Annotated in this window: 21 protein-coding genes and 1 pseudogene; 8 read left to right on the top strand and 14 right to left on the bottom strand. The window is 68.9% G+C overall.

The features are described from left to right. Positions 1 to 10: 10 nt before the first annotated feature. Positions 11 to 442 (bottom strand): division/cell wall cluster transcriptional repressor MraZ, encoded by a 432-nt coding sequence (gene mraZ / locus JHY01_RS10950; protein ID WP_205325670.1) that lies wholly within the window; start codon positions 440 to 442, stop codon positions 11 to 13. A 537-nt stretch (positions 443 to 979) separates the two neighbouring features. Here mraZ and JHY01_RS10955 point away from each other — a divergent pair. The 6 genes from JHY01_RS10955 to JHY01_RS10980 all read left to right on the top strand — a co-directional run bounded on the left by JHY01_RS10955 (position 980) and on the right by JHY01_RS10980 (position 8,165). Beyond that, on the top strand, positions 980 to 2,224 hold the full coding sequence (locus JHY01_RS10955; RefSeq protein WP_205325671.1) for a MurT ligase domain-containing protein: 1,245 nt from the start codon (positions 980 to 982) through the stop codon (positions 2,222 to 2,224). Positions 2,225 to 2,249: 25 nt separating this feature from the next. Beyond that, on the top strand, positions 2,250 to 2,966 hold the full coding sequence (locus JHY01_RS10960; RefSeq protein WP_205325784.1) for a type 1 glutamine amidotransferase: 717 nt from the start codon (positions 2,250 to 2,252) through the stop codon (positions 2,964 to 2,966). 146 nt (positions 2,967 to 3,112) lie between these two features. Further along, positions 3,113 to 5,023 carry a beta-galactosidase gene (locus tag JHY01_RS10965; RefSeq protein WP_205325672.1) on the top strand — a complete coding sequence of 637 codons (1,911 nt, stop codon included), beginning with the start codon at positions 3,113 to 3,115 and terminating at the stop codon, positions 5,021 to 5,023. A 75-nt stretch (positions 5,024 to 5,098) separates the two neighbouring features. Beyond that, positions 5,099 to 6,706: an MDR family MFS transporter gene (locus JHY01_RS10970; RefSeq protein ID WP_205325673.1), complete on the top strand. Its 1,608-nt coding sequence runs from the start codon at positions 5,099 to 5,101 to the stop codon at positions 6,704 to 6,706. Between the two features lie 32 nt (positions 6,707 to 6,738). Continuing rightward, positions 6,739 to 7,350 (top strand): NADPH-dependent F420 reductase, encoded by a 612-nt coding sequence (locus tag JHY01_RS10975; protein WP_205325674.1) that lies wholly within the window; start codon positions 6,739 to 6,741, stop codon positions 7,348 to 7,350. Positions 7,351 to 7,475: 125 nt separating this feature from the next. Continuing rightward, positions 7,476 to 8,165, top strand: coding sequence for an aspartate/glutamate racemase family protein (locus JHY01_RS10980; RefSeq protein ID WP_205325675.1), 690 nt, complete (start codon positions 7,476 to 7,478; stop codon positions 8,163 to 8,165). A 96-nt stretch (positions 8,166 to 8,261) separates the two neighbouring features. Here the strand turns inward: JHY01_RS10980 and JHY01_RS10985 are convergent, their stop codons facing one another. The 9 genes from JHY01_RS10985 to JHY01_RS11025 are packed head-to-tail and all read right to left on the bottom strand — an operon-like array spanning position 8,262 to position 15,603. After that, positions 8,262 to 8,945 carry an acVLRF1 family peptidyl-tRNA hydrolase gene (locus JHY01_RS10985; RefSeq protein ID WP_205325676.1) on the bottom strand — a complete coding sequence of 228 codons (684 nt, stop codon included), beginning with the start codon at positions 8,943 to 8,945 and terminating at the stop codon, positions 8,262 to 8,264. Between the two features lie 10 nt (positions 8,946 to 8,955). Next, positions 8,956 to 9,294: a metal-sulfur cluster assembly factor gene (locus JHY01_RS10990; protein ID WP_205325677.1), complete on the bottom strand. Its 339-nt coding sequence runs from the start codon at positions 9,292 to 9,294 to the stop codon at positions 8,956 to 8,958. Further along, positions 9,291 to 9,749, bottom strand: coding sequence for a Fe-S cluster assembly sulfur transfer protein SufU (sufU, locus tag JHY01_RS10995; protein WP_205325678.1), 459 nt, complete (start codon positions 9,747 to 9,749; stop codon positions 9,291 to 9,293). Before sufU ends, JHY01_RS10990 begins: the two co-directional genes overlap by 4 nt. Beyond that, positions 9,749 to 11,017: a cysteine desulfurase gene (locus tag JHY01_RS11000; protein WP_205325679.1), complete on the bottom strand. Its 1,269-nt coding sequence runs from the start codon at positions 11,015 to 11,017 to the stop codon at positions 9,749 to 9,751. Before JHY01_RS11000 ends, sufU begins: the two co-directional genes overlap by 1 nt. 20 nt (positions 11,018 to 11,037) lie before the next feature. After that, positions 11,038 to 11,799: a Fe-S cluster assembly ATPase SufC gene (sufC, locus tag JHY01_RS11005; RefSeq protein ID WP_205325680.1), complete on the bottom strand. Its 762-nt coding sequence runs from the start codon at positions 11,797 to 11,799 to the stop codon at positions 11,038 to 11,040. Next, positions 11,796 to 12,176 carry a non-heme iron oxygenase ferredoxin subunit gene (locus JHY01_RS11010; RefSeq protein ID WP_205325681.1) on the bottom strand — a complete coding sequence of 127 codons (381 nt, stop codon included), beginning with the start codon at positions 12,174 to 12,176 and terminating at the stop codon, positions 11,796 to 11,798. The genes sufC and JHY01_RS11010 overlap by 4 nt, the downstream gene beginning before the upstream one ends. Next, positions 12,177 to 13,385, bottom strand: a complete 1,209-nt coding sequence (sufD, locus tag JHY01_RS11015; protein WP_205325682.1) for a Fe-S cluster assembly protein SufD — start codon at positions 13,383 to 13,385, stop codon at positions 12,177 to 12,179. It abuts the gene before it with no gap. A 34-nt stretch (positions 13,386 to 13,419) separates the two neighbouring features. Further along, positions 13,420 to 14,853, bottom strand: coding sequence for a Fe-S cluster assembly protein SufB (gene sufB, locus JHY01_RS11020; protein WP_205325683.1), 1,434 nt, complete (start codon positions 14,851 to 14,853; stop codon positions 13,420 to 13,422). Positions 14,854 to 14,880: 27 nt separating this feature from the next. After that, positions 14,881 to 15,603, bottom strand: coding sequence for a metalloregulator ArsR/SmtB family transcription factor (locus JHY01_RS11025; protein ID WP_205325785.1), 723 nt, complete (start codon positions 15,601 to 15,603; stop codon positions 14,881 to 14,883). Between the two features lie 165 nt (positions 15,604 to 15,768). On the opposite strand from JHY01_RS11025, the gene JHY01_RS11030 reads away from it, so the two are divergent. Further along, positions 15,769 to 16,881, top strand: a complete 1,113-nt coding sequence (locus JHY01_RS11030) for a heme A synthase (protein ID WP_205325684.1) — start codon at positions 15,769 to 15,771, stop codon at positions 16,879 to 16,881. On the opposite strand, the pseudogene JHY01_RS28110 reads toward JHY01_RS11030, so the two are convergent. From JHY01_RS28110 to JHY01_RS11040, 3 genes and pseudogenes are all read right to left on the bottom strand, one after another. Continuing rightward, a pseudogene (locus JHY01_RS28110) lies at positions 16,843 to 17,136 on the bottom strand (type II toxin-antitoxin system VapC family toxin); the annotation flags it as partial. The gene JHY01_RS11030 and the pseudogene JHY01_RS28110 overlap by 39 nt on opposite strands. Continuing rightward, a complete protein-coding gene (locus JHY01_RS11035) occupies positions 17,133 to 17,360 on the bottom strand; it encodes a hypothetical protein (protein ID WP_205325685.1) in 228 nt (75 codons plus the stop codon). The pseudogene JHY01_RS28110 and the gene JHY01_RS11035, both read right to left, overlap by 4 nt. Beyond that, positions 17,357 to 17,905, bottom strand: a complete 549-nt coding sequence (locus tag JHY01_RS11040) for a transposase (protein WP_275889747.1) — start codon at positions 17,903 to 17,905, stop codon at positions 17,357 to 17,359. The genes JHY01_RS11035 and JHY01_RS11040 overlap by 4 nt, the downstream gene beginning before the upstream one ends. Positions 17,906 to 18,187: 282 nt before the next feature. On the opposite strand from JHY01_RS11040, the gene JHY01_RS11045 reads away from it, so the two are divergent. After that, complete coding sequence (locus tag JHY01_RS11045) at positions 18,188 to 19,138, top strand: ADP-ribosylglycohydrolase family protein (RefSeq protein WP_205325687.1); 951 nt, start codon at positions 18,188 to 18,190, stop codon at positions 19,136 to 19,138. 41 nt (positions 19,139 to 19,179) lie between these two features. Here JHY01_RS11045 and JHY01_RS11050 read toward each other — a convergent pair whose 3' ends face one another. Continuing rightward, positions 19,180 to 20,319, bottom strand: coding sequence for an NADP-dependent malic enzyme (locus tag JHY01_RS11050; protein WP_205325688.1), 1,140 nt, complete (start codon positions 20,317 to 20,319; stop codon positions 19,180 to 19,182). Positions 20,320 to 20,347 lie beyond the last annotated feature (28 nt).

Consider the following 20,347-nt stretch of genomic DNA (forward strand, 5'->3'; position numbering starts at 1 on the left):
ACCTCCTTCTCTACAGTCCTTCGGGCAGGTCGCCCTCTTCGATGTCGGCGAAGGCCTCTTCCGAGGCCTCCAGGTAGTCGTCCCAAGTTTGGGTGTTCCAGATCTCCACGCGGTTGGAGGCGCCGATGACCGCGAGGTCGCGGTCGAGGCCGGCGTATTCGCGAAGCCGCGGGGGGATGGTGACGCGTCCCTGCTTGTCGGGGACCTCGTCGTGGGCGGAGGCGAAGAACACCCGGCTGTAGGCGCGGGCGGTCTTGCTCGACATGGGGGCCTGTTGGAGCGCTTGCGCGATGCGCGTGAACTCCTCTTCGGGGAACACGTACAGGCAGCGTTCCTGGCCCTTGGTGATCACGACTCCTTCCGCCAGTCCTTCCCTGAACTTCGCGGGGAGGATGACGCGGCCCTTGTCGTCCAGGCGCGGGTTGTGGGTGCCGAGGAACATCGGCGCCACCCCCCGTGACTCTCAGGCTGCGCGGCCGCTCCGACCGCGTCGATGAGGCGATGGCCCCACCATTGCGCCCCACCTTACTCCACTCTCCCCCACCCTTGGGGGTTGTTTCCGCGTGGCATTCGTGGTGGGCGTGGCGAAGACGCTGGTCAGGGCTGGTGGTGGACAGTGGAGTGACGAGTGCGCAACACGTGCCCCAGAAGGCAAATTTCGTTCACCGTTCACCGCCGCGGGTGGCAAGGGACCCAAGCGGACCCGGGCCGCGGCGACGGGGCGCGCACGGAGGGCGACGAACGCGGGCACGGTGCGCGCCGGTGCAGTCACTGTGGAGTGAGGGGTGGCGGGAAGTGGAGGAGTTCCGGGAGCGTCCGCGCTGCCCGGCGCGGGAGGCGCATCGGCGTTCGTCGCTGCCTCGGGTTGCAGGTGTCGGCTCACCTCACGCACTGCCGCCACTCATCACGGGTTCCGGTGCGCATGTGACAAACTCTTCTGCATAGTCACCGGTTCCGATCAAGCCGAAAGCGAGCCCGCATGAGCGCGAATCTGACCCCACGCGCGAAATTCGCCACCACGCTCCTCAGGACCGCGGCGGCGCTCTCGCGGGCCACGGGCCGCGGCGACGGCTCGGTGATCGGCGGCCGCGTCGGGTTGATCGTCGAGCCTCGCCTTCTGGAACTGCTGGCCGAGGGGCGCCACGTCGTGCTCATCTCGGGCACGAACGGCAAGACCACGACCACCCGGTTCACCACGGCCGCGATCGAGGCGATCGGGAAGGTCGCCACGAACTCGTTCGGCGCGAACATGCCGACGGGCCACACGACCGCGCTCGCGAAGGCGCCCAAGGCGGAGTACGCCGCGCTCGAGTGCGACGAGCACTACCTGGGGCAGCTGCTGGACGCGGCGAGCCCGAAGGTCGTGGCCCTGTTGAACCTCTCGCGGGACCAGCTGGACCGGGCCATGGAGGTCACGGCGCTGGCGGCGAAGTGGCGCCAGACCCTGCAGACCTCGGCCGGGCAGTCGACGATCGTCGCGAACGCGGACGACCCGCTGATCGTGTGGGCCGCCTCGGTGTGCCAGCGCGTGGTGTGGGTGGCGGCGGGCCAGTCCTGGACCGCCGACTCGGCGATCTGCCCGAACTGCGGTTCGCACCTCGACCGGTTCGGCGAGTTCTGGCGTTGCACGAACTGCGGCCTGAACCGGCCGAGCCCGCAGTGGTCGGTGGCGCAGGAGGGCGAGGCGGTGGTGGGCCCGGACGGACGCCGCTACGAGCTGAACCTGCAGCTGCCGGGTCGAGTGAACCGCGCGAACGCCGCGACGGCGCTGGCTGTGGCGAGCCTGTTCGGGGTGGACCCGGCGCAGGCCGCGCCGCGCCTCTCGGAGGTCGCGTCGGTGGCCGGGCGGTACGCGAAGGTCGAGCGGGAGGGCCGCCGGCTGCGGCTGCTGCTGGCGAAGAACCCGGCCGGGTGGCTGGAGTCGTTCGACATGATCGAGCCGAACCCGCCGGTGGTCCTGTCCCTGAACGCGCGCGAGGTGGACGGCTTCGACACGTCGTGGATCTACGACGTGGACTTCACGTCGCTCGCGGGCCGCAAGGTGGTCGTGACGGGTGACCGGCGCACCGACCTGGCCGTGCGACTGGAGGTCGACGGCGTCGACTTCATCGTGGTGGACGACATCAGGGCGGCGATCGCGGCGGTGCCGCCGGGGCCGGTGGAGGTCGTCGCGAACTACACGGCCTTCCAGGACATCCGCGCCGAATTCAACCGGGTCAACTAGCGAGAGAGAGCGTCCCACCGTGGCTATGAGCACCCTGCGCATCGTCTGGCTCTACCCCGACCTGCTGTCGACCTACGGCGACCGGGGGAACCTGCTGGTGCTGGCCCACCGGGCCCGCGCCCGGGGCATCGACGTGGAGCCGATGCAGGTCCGCAGCGACCAGCGCGTCCCGCACACCGCGGACATGTACTTGATCGGCGGCGGCGAGGACGGCCCGCAGGCCGTGGCCGCCGACCGGCTGCTGCAGGACGGTGCGCTGAACCGGGCCGCCGAGGCGGGGAAGCCGATCCTCGCGATCTGCGCCGGGTATCAGCTGCTGGGCGCGTCGTTCTACGCGAACGGCCGCGCGTACGAGGGTCTGAACATCCTCGATCTGCGCTCGGACCGGGGGCCGTCGCGGGCCGTGGGCGAGATCGCGGGCGAGGCGATGCCGCAGCTGGGGATCGGGTCGATCACCGGGTTCGAGAACCACGGCGGGCGCACGCACCTGGGCGAGGCGGTGCAACCGCTCGCGCGGGTCACGGCCGGGATCGGGAACGACGGCGCGACCGAGGGCGCGTGGGCGGGGCACGTGATCGGCACGTACATGCACGGCCCGGGGCTGGCGCGCAACCCGAAGCTCGCGGACCTGCTGCTGGCGTGGGCGATCGGGGTGGACCCGTCGCAGCTGCCGCCGGTCGACGACACGTGGCCGGAGCGGCTGCGCGCCGAGCGCTTCCAGGCGCTGTCGGCCGCGCAGTAGGCGCCGGGCCTGAGCCCCTACGGAGGTTACTTCCGTTCGCATTAAGCTGGCGAAACCACCCACATGCGGTTAGTTTTGTCAGACAACTAATTGACCCGGCACGGCTCTCCCCGCCGTGCCGGTGCGATGCGCGCGAGGAGAACCCCATGGATTGGCCCAAAGGCGTCGAAGGCCTGAGCTACGGCGGCGACTACAACCCCGAGCAGTGGCCCGAGGAGGTCTGGGACGACGACGTGATGCTCATGCGCGAGGCGGGCGTCAACCTCGTCAGCGTCGGCGTCTTCTCCTGGGCCAGGCTCGAACCGCGCGAGGGCGAGTACGACTTCGGCTGGCTCGACACCGTCCTCGGGAAGCTCCACGACGGTGGCATCGCCGTCAACCTCGCCACCCCCACGGCCTCGCCGCCGCCGTGGTTCACCCTCGCCCACCCCGACGCGCTGAACACCCGCCCCGACGGCGTGCGCCAGGTCCACGGCTCGCGCGACACCTACGACGTCTGCGCGCCCGCCTACCGCGAGGCCTCCCGCGCCATCGCCGCGAAACTCGCCGAGCGCTACGCCGACCACCCGGCCCTCGCGATGTGGCACGTGCACAACGAATACGGCTCGGCCACCTTCTCCGAGCACGCCGAGCGGGCGTTCCGCCTCTGGCTGCAGGCGAAGTACAGCACCGTTGAAGCCCTCAACGACGCCTGGTGGGGCTCCTTCTGGAGCCAGCACTACAGCGAGTGGGACCAGATCCTCGCGCCGCGCGCCACCCAGTACCTCCAGAATCCCGCGCACGAGCTCGACTTCAAGCGCTTCACCTCCGACGCGATGCTGGAGCACTACAAGGAGCAGCGCGATATCCTCCGCGCCGCGAACCCGGACCTCCCCATCACCACGAACTTCGTGTTCGGGCAGTGGGTCCCGGTCGACCACTGGAAGTGGGCCTCTGAAGTGGACGTCGTGGCGTTCGACTCCTACCCGTCCGCGCCCGACGAGCGGGCCGAGCAGCAGAGCGCCTTCCACGCCGACCTCTGCCGCTCCTGGGCCGGCGGCGGCGACTGGCTCCTCATGGAGCAGGCCGCCGGAACCCTGCACTCCAAGGACGGCCGGATCGCCAAGGCGCCGGGGCGCATGGCCCGCCACTCGATGATCCACATCAGCCGCGGTTCCAAAGGCGCCATGTTCTTCCAGTGGCGCGCCGGACGCGGCGGCGCCGAGCAGTGGCACTCCGCGCTGGTCCCCCACGCGGGCAAGAACACCCGCATGTTCCGCGAGGTCGCCGAGTTCGGCAACACCCTCCCCGGCATCGCGCACACCGTCGAAGCGCCCGTCGAGACCGAGGTCGCGATCCTCTGGAGCCCCGACTCATGGTGGGCCACCCACGGCGGCGCGCACCTGCCCGGACCGGTCGACTACCTCGAGAACGTCGCCCAGATCCACCGCGTCCTGCGCGACAGGGGCGTCATCGCCGACTTCGTCGCCCCCGAAGGCGACCTCTCCAAGTACCAGACCGTGATCGCTCCGACCACCTACGTGCTCAGCCAGGCCGGGGCCGAGAACCTCCGCTGGTTCACCGCCGGAGGCGGGCGCCTCGTCGCCTCCTACCTCACCGGCGCCGTCGACGAGCACTGCCAGGTGTGGCTCGACGGCTACCTCGGCGGCATGACCGACCTCTTCGGCATCCGCGTCACCGAGCACCTCCCCCAGCCCGCAGGCGAACTGCGCGCCCTCTGGAACTTCGGGGCCGCCGAACGCTTCTGCGAACTCGTCGAACTGCGCGGCGCCCAATGCGTCACCCAGTACGCCACCGGGGACGTCATCGAGAACCAGCCCGCCGTCACCGTCAACCCCTTCGGCGAAGGCGAGGCCTGGTACGTCTCCTGCAAGCTCGTCGACGAGGCCTGGGACCGGCTCTTCGAAGAACTGAAGCTCAGCGGCCCGGGCCGCCCCGGCCTCGACGTCGTCGACCGCGGCGAATGGCGGTTCATCATCAACCACACCGACAACGAAGAGCAGGTCGGGAACGTGATCGTCCCCGCCGGTTCCTGGGCCGTCGACCGGAAGCGCTGACCAGCGGCACTGTCGAGCGGCACGAATAGGGCATTCCGGCCCGCCTGAGCGGAGGCGGGCCATACGCTCAGCGGCATGAGCGAGGACAACGCCTGGACCGGCCAGCGCCTGAGCGGCCGCGAACTGTTCACCCTCTTCGGCGCGCTCATGCTCACCATGCTGCTGGCCGCGCTCGACCAGACGATCGTCGGCACGGCCCTGCCCACGATCGTGGGCGACCTCAACGGCATGGACGACTACACATGGGTCGTCACCGCCTACCTCATCGCGACGGCGGCCACCACGCCGCTGTACGGCAAGCTCTCCGACCTCTACGGGCGGCGGCCGATCATCCTGCTGGCCATCACGATCTTCCTGGTGTCCTCGGCGCTGGCGGGCCTGTCGCAGAACATGCTCGAACTGGTGCTGTTCCGCGGCCTGCAGGGCGTGGGCGCCGGCGGGCTCATGACGCTGGCGTTCACCATCGTCTCCGACGTGCTGCCGCCGCGCGACCGCGGCAAATACCAGGGCCTGTTCGGCGCGGTGTTCGCGCTGGCGTCGGTGGCCGGGCCGGTGCTCGGCGGCTGGCTGGCCGAAGTGGACTGGCGCTGGATCTTCTACATCAACCTGCCCACAGGCCTGGTCGCTCTCGTCGCGGTCAACACGGTGCTGCGCAAGCACCCGATCCCGACCCGGCGGCACAAGATCGACTACCTCGGGGCGATGTTCCTCGTCCCGGCCGTGACCTGCCTGCTGCTGGCGACCACGTGGGGCGGCCAGGACTACGCGTGGACCTCCGGGGTGATCCTCGGCCTGTTCGCCGCCGCGGCGGTGCTGATCGCGGCGTTCCTGGTGGTGGAGACCCGCGCGGAGGAGCCGATCCTGCCGCTGCGGATGTTCCGCCAGGGCACGTTCAGCCTCGCCTCGGTGATCGCGTTCGTCTTCGGCATCGCCATGTTCGCCGGGATCGTCTACATCCCGCTGTTCTTCCAGATGGTGCGCGGCTACACGCCGACGAAATCGGGCCTGCTCATGCTGCCGATGATGGGCGGCATGGTGGTGACCTCGATCCTCTCGGGCTTCGTGATCTCCAAGGCCGGGCGGTACAAGTGGTTCCTGGTGGGAGGTGCGGTCGTGTCGACCGTCGGGCTGTCGCTGTTCACCCAGGTGCACGTCGACACGCCGCTGGCGACGAGCGCCGTGTACCTGCTGGTCCTCGGCCTCGGCATGGGCATGTTCATGCAGCCCTTGGTGCTCGCGATGCAGAACATCGTGTCGATGGCGGACCTCGGGGTCGCCACCAGCACGAACACCTTCGCGCGGACCCTCGGCGGGGCCGTCGGCACCTCGGCGCTCGGCGCGGTGATGAACGCGACGCTCGACGACGAGCTCACCGCGAACCTCCCCTCGGCCGTCGCGCAGCTCTCGCCCGAAGAGGCCGCCGCGTTCAGCGGCTCGGACCTGTCGGCGCTGACCGAGTCGCCCACGGCCGTCCAGGACCTGCCGGAACCGGTGCGGCAGGTCGTGCAGCAGGCGTTCACCGACGGCATGGACGACGTCTTCCTCGTCGCGGCCATCATCACCGCCGTCGCGATCGTGCTGACCCTGTTCCTGCCCGACCTCGTCCTGCGAGGCGCCCCTGAAGCGCGGACCGAGGACCCCGACACCGCGGCCAACGAGATCCGGGCCGACACCCTGCCCTAGCGACCTGTCCGACCGGAAACCAAGGAGGAGACATGGAAATTCTGATCGTCGGCGCGGGCCGCATGGCCCGGAGCATCGGGTTGCGGCTGGTCCGCAACGACTACCAGGTCCGCATCGCGGACCGCGACCCCGACAGCGCCGCCGACCTGGCGGCCGAGCTCGGGGAAAGCGCCAGCGGCGAATCGGTCTACAACGCCGCCGGCGCGACCATCATCATCCTCGCGCTGCCGTACGAGGCCGCCAAGGATCTGGTTCAGTCCTGGGCCGAGGACCTCTCGGGCAAGATCGTGATCGACATGAGCAACCCCGTCGACCAGGCGCTCGACGGCCTCGTCACGCCCGAAGGGAAGTCCGCCGCCGAAGAGCTCGCGGAAGCGGCACCTGGCGCGAAGGTCCTCAAGGCCTTCAACACCACGTTCGCCTCGAAACTCGCCACGTCCGAGACTCTCGACGTGTTCATCGCCGGCGACGACGCCGATGCGAAGCGGCGTCTCATGGCGATCTGCCGAGACGCCGACCTGCGCCCCATCGACGTGGGCGGCCTCAAGCACGCGCGGACCCTCGAGGGCATCCAGCTGCTCCAGATGAAGGTCCAAGATCAGATCCAGGGCAACTGGTCGACGGAACTGACCTTCGCCCCCTGACCGCGACGCCGAGGGAGGGCACCGCGACAGCGGTGCCCTCCCGCGGCGTCGCCTGGGCTCTCGGCCCCACAAGAGCGCGGTGATTCTCACTGGCGCGGTCGGGCCTCGCAGTGGAGAATGAGCGGATGCGCACCATCGGCCTCATCGGCGGGATGTCCTGGGAGTCCTCGGCGGAGTACTACCGCCTGATCAACGAGGACGTCCGGACCCGCCTGGGCGGTCAGCACAACGCCCGCAGCCTCATGGTCACGGTGGACTTCGCGGAGATCGAGGCGATGCAGCGCGCCGGCGACTGGGACGGCGCGGGGAAGGTCCTGGCCGAGGCCGCGATCGTCCTCGAACGCGGCGGCGCCGACATGATCGCCCTGTGCACCAACACGATGCACCTCGTCGCCGACCGCATCGAAGCGGCGGTGCGGGTGCCGTTCGTCCACTTGGTCGACGCGACCGCCGAGCGCATCGCGGCGGCCGGGATCGAGCGGGTCGGGCTGCTCGCCACCCGCTTCACCATGGAGATGGCCTTCTACGCCGAGCGAATGGCCCGGCACGGCATCACGGTCATCGTGCCGCCCGCCGAAGGCCGCGAGACGGTCCACGAGATCATCTACGGCGAACTGACCCTGGGCGTGGTGAAGGACGACTCGAGAGCGGCCTACAGGCGGATCATGATCGACCTCGTGGAGCAGGGCTGCGAAGGGATCATATACGGCTGCACCGAGATCACGCTGCTCGTGGACGAATCCGACAGCCCGGTCCCGGTCTTCGACTCGACACGCCTGCACGCCGAGCGCCTCGTCGACCTCGCGTCGGCTTGATCTCGTTCTCCCGGCGACCGAAGGGCTCATCGATACGGACCGTCGGTGTCCCCGTAGAGCCTCTTGGATGTCGGGATCGACGAAGGCGGCGCCGCCCTATTCGAGCCCGCGGAGCGGCACCGGCAGGTCCGCCACGCGGATCGCGAAGCCGATGGCGCGGTAGGCGGTTTCGGTGAGCAGTGCCTGCTTGGGTTCGGCGATGTCGCCGAAGTGCTTCGTGGGTTGCAGGTTCGCGAGTCGCGGGTCTTCGAGGACGCCTTCGACCGGGCCGCCGGTGACGAGGGCGTCGAAATCGGCGTTGCCGAGGACGGCGAAGACCGCGTCCCGGGCGCGCTTCTCGGCGGCATGGGCCTGGCCTTCGCGCCTGCGCGCGAAGCGCTGCTGCGACTGGCCGCCCGCCTTGGTCTTGCCCTGGACGTAGGCGGTGTCGGTCTTGGAGGCCGTGACGCGGCCGTCGACGACGATGCCGACCGAGTACGCGCCCTTGCGGGCCAAGAGGACTGCGATGCGGCGGGGCTCGAGGGCGTAGTCGCGCAGGTGCTCGGCGGCTTTGAGCGGGTCGTCATCGAGGAGCCAGCCCGCGGGCAGGCCGTCGGCCAGTGCCCATACGACACTGGCCGACGTTCCCTCGTTCGATTCGATCGTCCAGGCGTCGCCCTCGGCGTGGTGGCTCGCGATGCCGCCATTGCGCGTGGCGAAGTTCGCGACCCACCTGGGAAGCCGTTCGGGTTCGACCTCGACGATCTTGCCACCGCCTGAGGCGGGGCGAATTCTCACCATCTGGACGTCGTCAGACGTTGAACCCGAGCGCCCGCAGCTGGTCGCGGCCGTCGTCGGTGATCTTGTCCGGGCCCCACGGCGGGATCCACACCCAGTTGATCTTGAGGTCGGCGGCGAGGCCGCCTTCCGGGCCGCTGCACAGGGCGGAGCGGGACTGGTCCTCGATGACGTCCGTCAGCGGGCAGGCCGCCGAGGTCAGGGTCATGTCGAGGGTCACCACGTTCTGCTCGTCCACGTGCACGCCGTAGATGAGGCCGAGGTCGACCACGTTGATGCCCAGCTCGGGGTCGACCACGTCTTTCATGGCCTCGAGGATGTCGTCCTCTTTGGCCTTCACGGTGTCGGTCATGCGTCGGTCCTTCCGGGGATCGAGGCTTCAGCTCGTACTAGCGCGTCCTGGAACGCCTTCCAGCCCAGCAGCGCGCATTTGACGCGCATCGGGTACTTCGAGACGCCCGCGAACGCGACGGCGTCCTCGAGGGACTCCTCGTCGCCCTCGGACTGGCCCTTGGAGTTCATCAGCTCGGTGAACTCGGCCAGCTTCGCCAGCGCGTCGTCCACCTTGGCGCCGTTGATCAACTCGTACATCACGGACGCCGAGGCCTTGGAGATCGAGCAGCCGACGTTGTCGTAGGAGACGTCGGCGATCGTGTCGCCCTCCACGTGGACCCGGAGGGTGATCTCGTCGCCGCAGGTCGGGTTGACCTGGTGCGACTCGCCCTCGTAGGGTTCGCGCAGGCCCGCGCCGCGCGGGCGCTTGTAGTGGTCCAGGATCACTTCCTGGTAGAGCTCGTCGAGATTCATCAGCCGAACACCTTTCGCACCTGGCCCAACGCCTCCACGAGCCGGTCTATTTCCTCATGGGTGTTGTAGAGGTACCCGGAGGCGCGCGTGGTGGCGTTGACGCCGAAGCGGGCGCAGGTCGGTTTGGCGCAGTGGTGGCCGACCCGGACTGCGATGCCCTCGGCGTCGAGGATCTGCCCGACGTCGTGCGGGTGGACCCCGTCGATGGTGAAGGAGACGGTGGCGCTGCGCCCGATCGGGACCCGCGGGCCGATGATCTGGAGGCCGTCCACGGTCTCGAGCCTGTCGAGCATGTACCCGGCGAACTCCTTCTCGTGGGCGCGCACGTTCGCCATGCCGAGCTTGTCGAGGTAGTCGACGGCGGCGGCGAGGCCCACGGCCTCGGCGATCGGCGGCGTGCCCGCCTCGAACTTGGCGGGCGCGTCGGCGAAGGTGGTGTGCTCCATCGTGACGGTCTTGATCATCGAGCCGCCCGTGAGGAACGGGGGCATGGCGGCGAGCAGGTCCGCTTTCGCCCAGAGGACGCCGATGCCGGTCGGGCCGAGCATCTTGTGACCGGTGAAGGCGATGAAGTCGACGCCGAGTTCGGTCACGTCCACCGGAATGTGGGGGACGGACTGGGAGGCGTCGAGCCCGACAAGGGCGCCGACCTCACGTGCGCGCCGCGTGATCTGCGAGGTCGGGTTGACCGTGCCGAGCAGGTTGGCGACGTGGACGAAGGAGACGACCTTGCAGCGCTCGGTGATGACCTCGTCGACGGTGTCGACGTCCAGGCGGCCGGCGTCGGTGATGCCGATCCACTTGAGCGTCGCGCCGGTCCGCCGGCAGAGCTGCTGCCAGGGGATGAGGTTGGCGTGGTGCTCCATCTCGGTCACCACGACCTCGTCGCCGGGGCCGAGCTTGAAGCGCGGGTCGGCGGCGGCGTCGAAGGCGGCGTTCTGGAAGGCGTAGGCCATCAGATTGATCGACTCGGTGGAGTTCTTGGTGAACACCACCTCGTCGGGGCTCGGCGCGCCGATGAACGCCGCGACCTTGGCGCGGGCGCCCTCGTAGGCCTCGGTGGCCTCGGCGCCGAGCGTGTGGACCGAACGCGAGATGTTGGCGTTCGAGTAGTCGGTGAAGCGGCGCATGGCCTCGACGACCTGGACGGGTTTCTGCGAGGTCGCGGCCGAGTCGAGGTAGGCCAGGGGCTTGTCCCCGATCCTGCGCTGCAGGATCGGGAAGTCGGCCCGGATGGCCTCGACGTCGAGCTTGCTGGCAGCCTCCACGGGCTCCTTCTTCCTGTTGGCTAGGCGGCCTTCGCGCCGACGTAGGACTCGTAGCCTTCGGCTTCGAGCTTGTCGGCGAGTTCGGGCCCGCCCTCTTCGGCGATCTTGCCGTCGACGAAGACGTGGACGAAGTCGGGCTTCACGTACCGCAGGATCCGCGTGTAGTGCGTGATGAGCAGGACGCCCGGGTTGCTCGTGGCCTTGGCGTGGTTGATGCCCTCGGAGACGATGCGGAGGGCGTCGACGTCGAGGCCGGAGTCGGTCTCGTCGAGGATGGCCATCTTGGGCTTGAGCAGCTCCATCTGCAGAATCTCATGGCGCTTCTTCTCGCCGCCGGAGAATCCCTCGTTCACGTTGCGGTTGATGAACGCCTCGTCCATCTTCAGCTCGGCCATGGCGCCTTTGAGGTCCTTCATCCAGGTGCGGATCTTGGGGGCCTCGCCGTCGACGGCGGTCTTGGCGGTGCGCAGGAAGTTGGAGACCGAGACGCCGGGGACCTCGACCGGGTACTGCATGGCGAGGAAGAGGCCGGCGCGGGCGCGCTCGTCGACGGTCATCTCGAGGACGTCCTCGCCGTCGAGCAGGACGGAGCCGGAGGTGATCTCGTACTTCGGGTGACCGGCCAGCGAGTAGGCCAGGGTCGACTTGCCGGAGCCGTTGGGGCCCATGATGGCGTGGGTCTCGCCGGAGCTGATGGTCAGGTCGACGCCGTGCAGGATCGGCTTGGCGCCCTCGTCGGTGTTGACCGAGACGTGCAGGTCGCGGATCTCGAGCTTGCTCATGACAGTTCCTTCGGCGATGCTTGCGAGCCGAACGTGGGCTCAGTGGCGTTTTCGGTGGTCTTGGGTTTCAGGCTGAGATAGACGTCGCCGTCGCGGATCTCGATCGGATAGGTCGGGACCGCGGTCGTGGCGGGCGGCCCGGACGGCTTGCCGGTGCGCAGGTCGAAGGTCGACCCGTGCAGCCAGCATTCGATCGAGCAGTCCTCGACGTCGCCCTCGGAGAGCGCCACGGCAGCGTGGGAGCACTCGTCGTAGAGGGCGAAGGCCTCGTCGCCTTTGCGCACGAGCACGATCGACGTGCCGTGGATGTCGGCGGCGATGGCCTCGCCCTCCGGCAGTTCCTCGAGGGCGCATACGCGCAGGAAGTCGTCGGTCATCTACGCACCGGCTTCGATGTCGGCCGGGGCGAGAAACTCACCTGCGTCCAGGCGGGCGACGACGAGCTCGGTGAGCTCCTCGCGCAGGCCCTCGTCGGGGATCTTCTGGACGATCTCGTTGAAGAAGCCCTTGACGACCAGGCGGCGGGCCTCCGCTTCGGGGATGCCCCTCGACTGGAGGTAGAACAGGTGCTCCTCGTCGAAGCGGCCGGTGGTCGAGGCGTGACCGGCGCCGACGATCTCACCGGTCTCGATCTCGAGGTTCGGCACCGAGTCGGCGCGGGCGCCGTCGGACAGCACGAGGTTGCGGTTGATCTCGTACGTGTCGGTGCCGGTGGCCTTGTCCTGGATGAGGACGTCGCCGATCCACACGGTGTGCGCGCCGTCGCCTTGGAGGGCGCCGCGGTAGTTCACGTTGGAGCGGCAGTCGGGGACCGCGTGGTCCACGAGCTGGCGCTGCTCCAGGTGCTGGCCGGCGTCGGCGAAGTAGAGGCCGAAGGCGTCGACGGACCCGCCCTGGGCGGCGTAGTCGACCGACAGGTACTGGCGGACCAGGTCGCCGCCGAGCGTGACGGCGATGTGGTCGAGCTTGGCGTCCCGGCCGAGGCGGGCCTTCTGGTGCTCGACGTGGGTGGACTCGCGGTCCCATTCGGCCACGACGACCAGGCGCAGGTGCGCGCCGTCGCCGACCGAGATCTCCACGTTGTCGCCGAGGCGGGCCAGCCCGGTGTGCCGCACGATCAGGGTGACGTCGGCGTGGTGGCCGACCTCGATGAAGGTGTGGGCCCAGGTGGCGCCGTCGAGGCCGCCGCCGGTCACGTCGATCCAGACCGGTTCGGTGACCTGCGCTTCGGGCGCGATCGCGACGAGCAGGGCCTTCTCGCTCTTCGCCCATGCGATGGCGCTGGGCCGGTCGAAGGGCTTGAGGATGGAGCCCAGGCGCTCGTCGTCCTTGCCGACGGCCTCGGCGCTGACCCCTTCGGGCAGGCTGCGGATCGCGTACTCGGCGGCCTTGGCCGCCGGGGCGGTCTCGAGGCTGTCGAGACCGGCGAGGCGCTTGATGGGCGTGAAGCGCCAGTCCTCCTCCCGGCCGGTGAGGGCCGGGAAGTCCGCGGGCTCGTAGGAGCGCAGCAGCTGCGACTTGGTCTTGGGGGGCGTCTCGCCTACACCGTGGGTGTGCGGCTTGGCGACTGCCAATTCGATGCTCATGAAATCTCTGGTTTCCTCGTCCTGGCCGGGTCGCTTAACCGACCGCGCCTTCCATTTGCAGCTCGATCAAGCGGTTGAGCTCGAGGGCGTACTCCATCGGGAGTTCCTTGGCGATGGGCTCGATGAAGCCGCGCACGATCATCGCCGCCGCCTCGTCCTCGGTGAGGCCCCGGCTCATGAGGTAGAACATCTGGTCCTCGCCGATCTTGGAGACCGTCGCCTCGTGGCCCATGTCGACGTCGTCCTCGCGGATGTCGACGTACGGGTACGTGTCGGAGCGCGAGATGGTGTCGACCAGCAGCGCGTCGCACTTGACCGTGGACTTCGAGTGGTGCGAGCCCTCGTCGACCTTGACCAGGCCGCGGTACGAGGTGCGGCCGCCGCCGCGCGAGATCGACTTGGAGACGATCGTCGAGGAGGTGTGCGGCGCGGCGTGCGTCATCTTCGCGCCGGTGTCCTGGTGCTGGCCCTCGCCGGCCATGGCGACGGACAGGACTTCGCCCTTGGCGTGCTCGCCGACCATGACCACGGCCGGGTACTTCATGGTGACCTTGGAGCCGAGGTTGCCGTCGACCCATTCCATGGTCGCGCCCTGCTCGGCGATCGCGCGCTTGGTGACCAGGTTGTAGACGTTGGACGACCAGTTCTGGATGGTCGTGTAGCGGACGCGGGCGTCCTTCTTGACGATGATCTCGACGACCGCGGAGTGCAGCGAGTCCGAGGAGTACACCGGGGCGGTGCAGCCCTCGATGTAGTGCACGAACGAGCCTTCGTCGGCGATGATGAGCGTGCGCTCGAACTGGCCCATGTTCTCGGTGTTGATCCTGAAGTAGGCCTGGAGCGGGATGTCGACGTGGACGCCCTTGGGCACGTAGATGAACGAGCCGCCCGACCAGGTGGCGGTGTTGAGCGCGGCGAACTTGTTGTCGCCCACCGGGATCACGGAGCCGAAGTACTCCTTGAAGATCTCCGGGTGCTCGCGCAGGCCCGTGTCGGTGTCCATGAAGACGACGCCCTGCTGCTCCAGGTCCTCGCGGATGGAGTGGTAGAGCACCGTGGACTCGTACTGGGCGGCGACGCCGGAGACGAGCTGCTGGCGCTCGGCCTCGGGGATGCCCAGCTTGTCGTAGGTCTTCTTGATGTCCTCGGGCAGGTCCTCCCAGGACTCGGCCTGGCGCTCGGAGGCCTCGACGTAGTACTTGATGTTGTCGAAGTCGATGCCGGACAGGTCGGCGCCCCAGTTGGGCATGGGCTTGCGGCCGAAGAGTTTGAGGCCCTTCAGACGCAGGTCGAGCATCCACTCGGGTTCGTTCTTGCGCGCGGAGATGTCGCGGACGACCTCTTCGGTCAGACCGCGGCGCGCGTTCGCGCCGGCGGCGTCGGAGTCGGCCCAGCCGTACTCGTACCGCTCGAGGGAGGCGAGGGCCTCTTCTTGGCTCAGCGGCTCGGGCTTCTGCGTGTCGGTCATCTCAAGTCTCACCTTTGACCTGTCGGGTTATCGGTCTGCGCGTTCGGGGTCGGGCAATGGCACCGGGCCGTCGGCGCCCGCGGCCCGAAGGCCCCGGTTCGTGCCGGGCACGTGGGTGGTGCACACCCCGTCCCCGTTGGCGATCGTCGCCAGTCGCTGGACGTGAACGCCCAGCAGGCGGCTGATCACCCGCGTCTCCGCCTCGCACAGCTGCGGGAACTCCGCGGCCACGCCCGCCACCGGGCAGTGATGCTGGCAGATCTGCCCGCCCGAGGCGATGACCGACGCCGTGGCGGCGTAGCCCTCGCCTGACATGGCGGTCGCCAGCGCCTGCGCGCGGGCCATCGAGTCGTCCGAGTCGACCGCGTCCATGGCGGCCCGGCAGCGGGCCTCCAGTCGCGCGACCTGCTCGGCGGCGAAGCCGCCTATGGCGTCCTCGCCTTCGAAGCGGCGGATCCAGCGCAGCGCCTCCATCGCGAGGTCGTCGTAGGTGTGGCCGAAGTTGGTGCGGGCGGCGGGCGTGAGCTGGTAGCTCTTGGCGGGCCTTCCGCGTCCGGAGGTCTTGACCACGCGGGTCTCGACCTGGCCTTCGGCCTCCATCGCGTCCAGATGGCGGCGGGTGGCGGTGGCGGTGATGCCGAGGTCTTGCGCGAGGTCGGCGGCCGTGGCGTGACCGCGTTCGAGCAGCAACCGGGTCACTCGGCGGCGGGTGTCCCCGTCGGTCGAGTGACTGGTCGCCCTCGTCACCATTTCCACAACACAAAGCTTACTTAATTCGGCGCGGCACGTCGAGACGGCCTTCGGTGAGACGGGGCACGCAGGTTTGCCTAACCTCACCTTCCTCAGGCGACGCTCCAGCCCACATCGCGAGGCCCGGCCCGAAGCCCTGACCGGCGGCAGGGATAAATTCGCGGCGTGAACCTGTTGCAGCGGTGGTTTGGCAGACCTGGCGCGGTGCGCCGGTGGGCGCTCGCGAGCGTCATCGCGAACGTCGGCATCATCGTGACCGGCGGCGCGGTGCGGCTGACCGAGTCCGGCCTGGGCTGCCCCGAGTGGCCGAAGTGCACCACCGACTCGCTGGTGGCGACCCCTGAGATGGGGATATACGGGGCGATCGAGTTCGGGAACCGGGTCCTGACCTGGGTGCTCGTCGCGATCGCGATCGGTGCCCTGGTAGCGGCGTGGCGGCGGATCCCGCGGCGGTCGTCGCTGGTGAAGCTGGCGTTCGGCGCGTGCCTGTATGTGCCGGTTCAGGCGATCATCGGCGGCATCACGGTCTGGACGGGCTTGAACCCGTGGGTCGTCGGCCTGCACTTCCTGGCCTCGATCCCGCTGGTTGCGCTCTCGGTGGCGCTGTACGTGCGCTCGGGCGAACCGGACGGCGAAGTCGTGCCTCTGGTCCCGCACCCGGTGCGGCTGCTCGCTCGCGGCCTGGTGGGCGTCGCGTTCGCCGTGATCGTGCTCGGCGTGGTGGTCACCGGTTCGGGCCCGCACGCGGGCGACGCCGAGACGCCGCGCAACGGCCTGGACCCGGCGCTGATGTCGCAGTTCCACGCGGACCTGGTGTGGCTGCTGCTGGGCATGACCGTCGCCCTCATCGCGGCGCTGCACGCGGTGAAGGCCCCGGCCCTCGCGAAGCGCGCGGCGTACACGCTGCTCGTGGTCGAGCTCCTGCAAGGGGTCATCGGCTACACGCAGTACTACCTGGATCTGCCGGTGCTCCTGGTCGGCCTGCACATGCTGGGCGCGGGAGTCCTCTGGGTCGCGGTGGTGGCGGTCCCCTTCAGCCTGCGCAGACGCGAACCGAGCATCGAGGCGGCTCCGCTCCATTACGAGATCCACGGCGACCGCGAAGGCGACCGCATCCTCGACCCCGAACCCGTCGCCTTACCCTGGAATGACCTCGACGGCGGCGTGGTGCGCGCCCAGCAGCTTCGCGTCGCCCGTAAGCAGCGGCGCGCTGAGCAGTTCGGCGAGCGCGATGTATGCGGCGTCATAGGCGTTGAAGTTGTGTCGCAGTGCCCATGATCGATCGACCGTGACCGAGCCGGGATAGCGCTGGATCGGCAGGTCGGCGAAATCCGTCCGCGCCCCGTCGGCAACTGCTTCGGTGATCCTCCCTCCGAGAAGGAGTCCACGGATGACGTTTCCGAACTCGTAGTCGATGAGCTGCGGCGCATGAAGCGTCCGTGGTGAGGAAAGTCGGCGCCGGAGCAGTTCGTTGCCTTTGCCTTCGAGGAGTGCGTAGACGATGATCGAGTTGTCGACGACCAGTTCGTTCACAGATCGCGGCCCTCGCGGGTGGCGGCCACGATCTCCGCCATCGACACGCCGGCCGAACGCCGAGCCGCGCGCGCCAGCACCTCGGCGACTGTGGGACTCGCCGCCGCTTCTATCACCATCCGCCGTAGGTAGGCCTGGAGGCTCATGCCTTCGGCGGCCGCCCGCACGCGCATCACATCGAGTGATTCATCGGGGATGTCGCGGATCTGCACGGCCTTGGTCATGACCTCATGATAGCGAATTGCACCCACGAACACCAGATTACAAGCACGAAGGCGAACTCCCGGGAATGGCGACCGGGACCGCGTGTTCCGAGCTTCGGCAGACGCAACCGCCCGTCATCGAGCAACTTGAACCCGGCATTGCGGGTGAACCGCGCAGCCTGGCGATACGACCGCTTCTTGAACCGCGGCAATCCCATCCGGCGGCCCTTGCGTTTCCCCTTGATCGAAGCGAAGAAGTTCGCATACGCCGCATCCGCGTCACGCAGCGCTTGCTGCAGCGGCACCGACGACACCTCACCGAGCCATGCCCGCTCCTCGGTCCGCTTCGCCTCCGTGATGAGTTTCCGGCTCAACTCGGCGCTACTCGGATACGGCAGGCCCTCGGCATGGGCACGGCGGCGGGCCGCCACCGCATCGTTGAACACCACCCGGCAGCACCCGAACAACCGCGCCGCCCGAAGGCGTTGCGGCACTGTCGGATACACCCGGAAGGTGTAACGAAGCTGCGTACCCGTGCGTACAAGACCAAAGAAGGGGTATGACAATCCAACCCATCTAGGACTGCCCCTGCCTAATGGATCATGTCGGCAGCGATCACGATGCTTGAATCAGCTTCGGCGGCGGTGAGCGAAGCGAGCACCACGGCCGCGGCTACCGCCACGGCCAGGGTGCGGGTTCTTATCGGAGGCTGCATCGGCTCCCGTCCCATTGTGTGAGGGTGAAATATTTGAATGTATTGTGCATGTTAACGGTCACTCGCTTCAAGAGTCCTGACATAGACCGGTCTGTCGGAGGCCGAAGGAGCCTGGACGCCATACAATCCCGGCGTGATTCAAACGCTCACGCGGCACGACCGCGTCCTCGGATGCCTCATCGGCGGAGCGGTCGGCGACGCCCTCGGATATCAGGTCGAATTCGACCGGTGGGACGCCATCGCGGAGGACTACGGACCTGACGGCGTCACCGAACTTCGCTACAACCAGATCTCCGACGACACCCAGATGACCCTCTTCACCGTTGAAGGGCTGCTGGAGGCCGAACCGGGTGACGAGTTCGCGTCGCTCAAGCGCGCCTACATGCGCTGGTATGCGACGCAGCAGGAGTACCTGCCGCCGAGCGGCGCGCGGGGACTGGCGGCCGAGCCGTGGCTCTACGACCGCCGCGCCCCGGGCAACGCGTGCCTCTCAGGATTGCGCGAGGGAGGCGGCCCCGGCGTCAACGTGAACTCGAAGGGCTGCGGCACCGTCATGCGGTCGGCGCCGTTCGGATTCCGCTTCGGACCGGATGCGGCCTTCGCGCTCGCCGAGCGGTGCTCGGCGCTCACGCACGGCCACCCGACCGCCGGGGCCTCGGCGGGCGCGTTCGCGATGATCGTGGCGCACTTGATGAACGGCGAGACGCCGCAGCGTGCGGTCTCCGCGGCCCTGCTGCACCTGCGCGACGGCATCGACCGCTCCGAGACCGCTGACGCGCTGCAGCGGGCGTACCGGCTGGCGGGGAAGGTCCCGCCCGGGCCGAACACCTGCGCGCCGCTCGGCGAAGGCTGGATCGCCGAGGAAGCGCTCGCCATCGCCGTCTACTGCTTCCTCGGCACCGGCGATGTGCGAAAAGGCCTCGTCGCGTCCGTGAGCCACAGCGGCGACTCGGATTCGACCGGCGCCATCCTCGGGAACCTCTATGGCGCCGCGTACGGCCATGCGGCCCTGCCGAAGGAATGGGCATCCCAAGTGGAGGGTCGAGACGTGATCGCCTCGCTGGCCGACCGCTTCGGAGCGTAACGGAACGGGCGGTCCGGGCCGGCCGCCCGTTCACGTGCTCGCTAAGCGGCGGACGCCCGCACCGCCGCCGCCACCGCCGGAGCGACCCGCGGGTCGAGCGGGGACGGGACGATGCGGTCCGCGGCGAGGTCTTCGGCCGCGATGTCCGCGATCGCCCGGGCCGCGGCGAGTTTCATCGCCTCGGTGATCTGCGGGGCGCCCGAGTCGAGGGCGCCGCGGAAGATCCCGGGGAAGGCGAGGACGTTGTTGATCTGGTTCGGGTAGTCGCTGCGACCGGTGGCGACGATCGCGGCGTGCTTCGCGGCGACCTCGGGGGCGACCTCCGGCGTCGGGTTGGCGAGCGCGAAGACGATCGCGTTGTCCGCCATGCCTTCCAGGGCCGATTCGGGGACGGAGCCGCCGGAGACGCCGACCAGGACGTCGGCGCCTTTCAGTGCCTCGGCGATCCCGGCGCTGCGGCCGGACCGGTTCGTCACGGCCGCGAGCTGCGCTTTGACCGGGTTGAGGCGATCGCGGCCCTCGTGGATGATCCCGGTGGAGTCGCACACGATGAGGTCGCCGACGCCCGCTTCGTTCAGGATCTTGGTGATCGCGACACCCGCTGCACCGGCGCCGACGACGACGACGGTGAGGTCTTCGGCGCGGCGGTCCTGGAGCCGCAGCGCGTTGGTGAGCGCGGCGAGGACGACGACGGCGGTGCCGTGCTGGTCGTCGTGGAAGACCGGGATGTCGAGGAGGGCTTTGAGGCGGTCCTCGATCTCGAAGCACCTCGGGGCGGCGATGTCCTCCAGGTTGATGCCGCCGAAGGACGGCGCGATGGCCGCGACGGCGGCCACGATCGCGTCGGGGTCCTTGGTGTCCAGGCAGATCGGGACCGCGTCGACGTCGGCGAACTGGCGGAACAGGGCGGCCTTGCCCTCCATCACGGGCAGGGAGGCGGCGGGGCCGATGTCGCCGAGGCCGAGGACGGCGGTGCCGTCGGTGACGACGGCGACGAGGTTCGAGCGCCAGGTGTAGGTCCGCGCCAGGGACTCGTCGGCGGCGATGGCCTCGCAGACGCGGGCCACGCCGGGCGTGTAGGCGACCGAGAGGTCCTCGCGGCTGGCGAGGGGGACGGTGGTCGAGGTGCGCAGTTTGCCGCCCTCGTGGGCGACGAAGATCGGGTCTTGCAGGTCGATCATTGGTCAAGCCTCATTGCTTCGATGATGA

It is taken from the genome of Glycomyces sp. YM15, assembly GCF_016918015.1.
Taxonomy (GTDB): Bacteria; Actinomycetota; Actinomycetes; order Mycobacteriales; family Micromonosporaceae; genus Glycomyces.

What these genes read in the sequence shown, in the direction of transcription:
- mraZ (WP_205325670.1), bottom strand. Translation starts at nt 442, where the DNA reads ATGTTCCTCGGCACCCACAACCCGCGCCTGGACGACAAGGGCCGCGTC.
- JHY01_RS10955 (WP_205325671.1), top strand. Translation starts at nt 980, where the DNA reads ATGAGCGCGAATCTGACCCCACGCGCGAAATTCGCCACCACGCTCCTC.
- JHY01_RS10960 (WP_205325784.1), top strand. Translation starts at nt 2,250, where the DNA reads ATGAGCACCCTGCGCATCGTCTGGCTCTACCCCGACCTGCTGTCGACC.
- JHY01_RS10965 (WP_205325672.1), top strand. Translation starts at nt 3,113, where the DNA reads ATGGATTGGCCCAAAGGCGTCGAAGGCCTGAGCTACGGCGGCGACTAC.
- JHY01_RS10970 (WP_205325673.1), top strand. Translation starts at nt 5,099, where the DNA reads ATGAGCGAGGACAACGCCTGGACCGGCCAGCGCCTGAGCGGCCGCGAA.
- JHY01_RS10975 (WP_205325674.1), top strand. Translation starts at nt 6,739, where the DNA reads ATGGAAATTCTGATCGTCGGCGCGGGCCGCATGGCCCGGAGCATCGGG.
- JHY01_RS10980 (WP_205325675.1), top strand. Translation starts at nt 7,476, where the DNA reads ATGCGCACCATCGGCCTCATCGGCGGGATGTCCTGGGAGTCCTCGGCG.
- JHY01_RS10985 (WP_205325676.1), bottom strand. Translation starts at nt 8,945, where the DNA reads ATGGTGAGAATTCGCCCCGCCTCAGGCGGTGGCAAGATCGTCGAGGTC.
- JHY01_RS10990 (WP_205325677.1), bottom strand. Translation starts at nt 9,294, where the DNA reads ATGACCGACACCGTGAAGGCCAAAGAGGACGACATCCTCGAGGCCATG.
- sufU (WP_205325678.1), bottom strand. Translation starts at nt 9,749, where the DNA reads ATGAATCTCGACGAGCTCTACCAGGAAGTGATCCTGGACCACTACAAG.
- sufC (WP_205325680.1), bottom strand. Translation starts at nt 11,799, where the DNA reads ATGAGCAAGCTCGAGATCCGCGACCTGCACGTCTCGGTCAACACCGAC.
- JHY01_RS11010 (WP_205325681.1), bottom strand. Translation starts at nt 12,176, where the DNA reads ATGACCGACGACTTCCTGCGCGTATGCGCCCTCGAGGAACTGCCGGAG.
- sufD (WP_205325682.1), bottom strand. Translation starts at nt 13,385, where the DNA reads ATGAGCATCGAATTGGCAGTCGCCAAGCCGCACACCCACGGTGTAGGC.
- sufB (WP_205325683.1), bottom strand. Translation starts at nt 14,853, where the DNA reads ATGACCGACACGCAGAAGCCCGAGCCGCTGAGCCAAGAAGAGGCCCTC.
- JHY01_RS11025 (WP_205325785.1), bottom strand. Translation starts at nt 15,603, where the DNA reads ATGGTGACGAGGGCGACCAGTCACTCGACCGACGGGGACACCCGCCGC.
- JHY01_RS11035 (WP_205325685.1), bottom strand. Translation starts at nt 17,360, where the DNA reads ATGACCAAGGCCGTGCAGATCCGCGACATCCCCGATGAATCACTCGAT.
- JHY01_RS11050 (WP_205325688.1), bottom strand. Translation starts at nt 20,319, where the DNA reads ATGATCGACCTGCAAGACCCGATCTTCGTCGCCCACGAGGGCGGCAAA.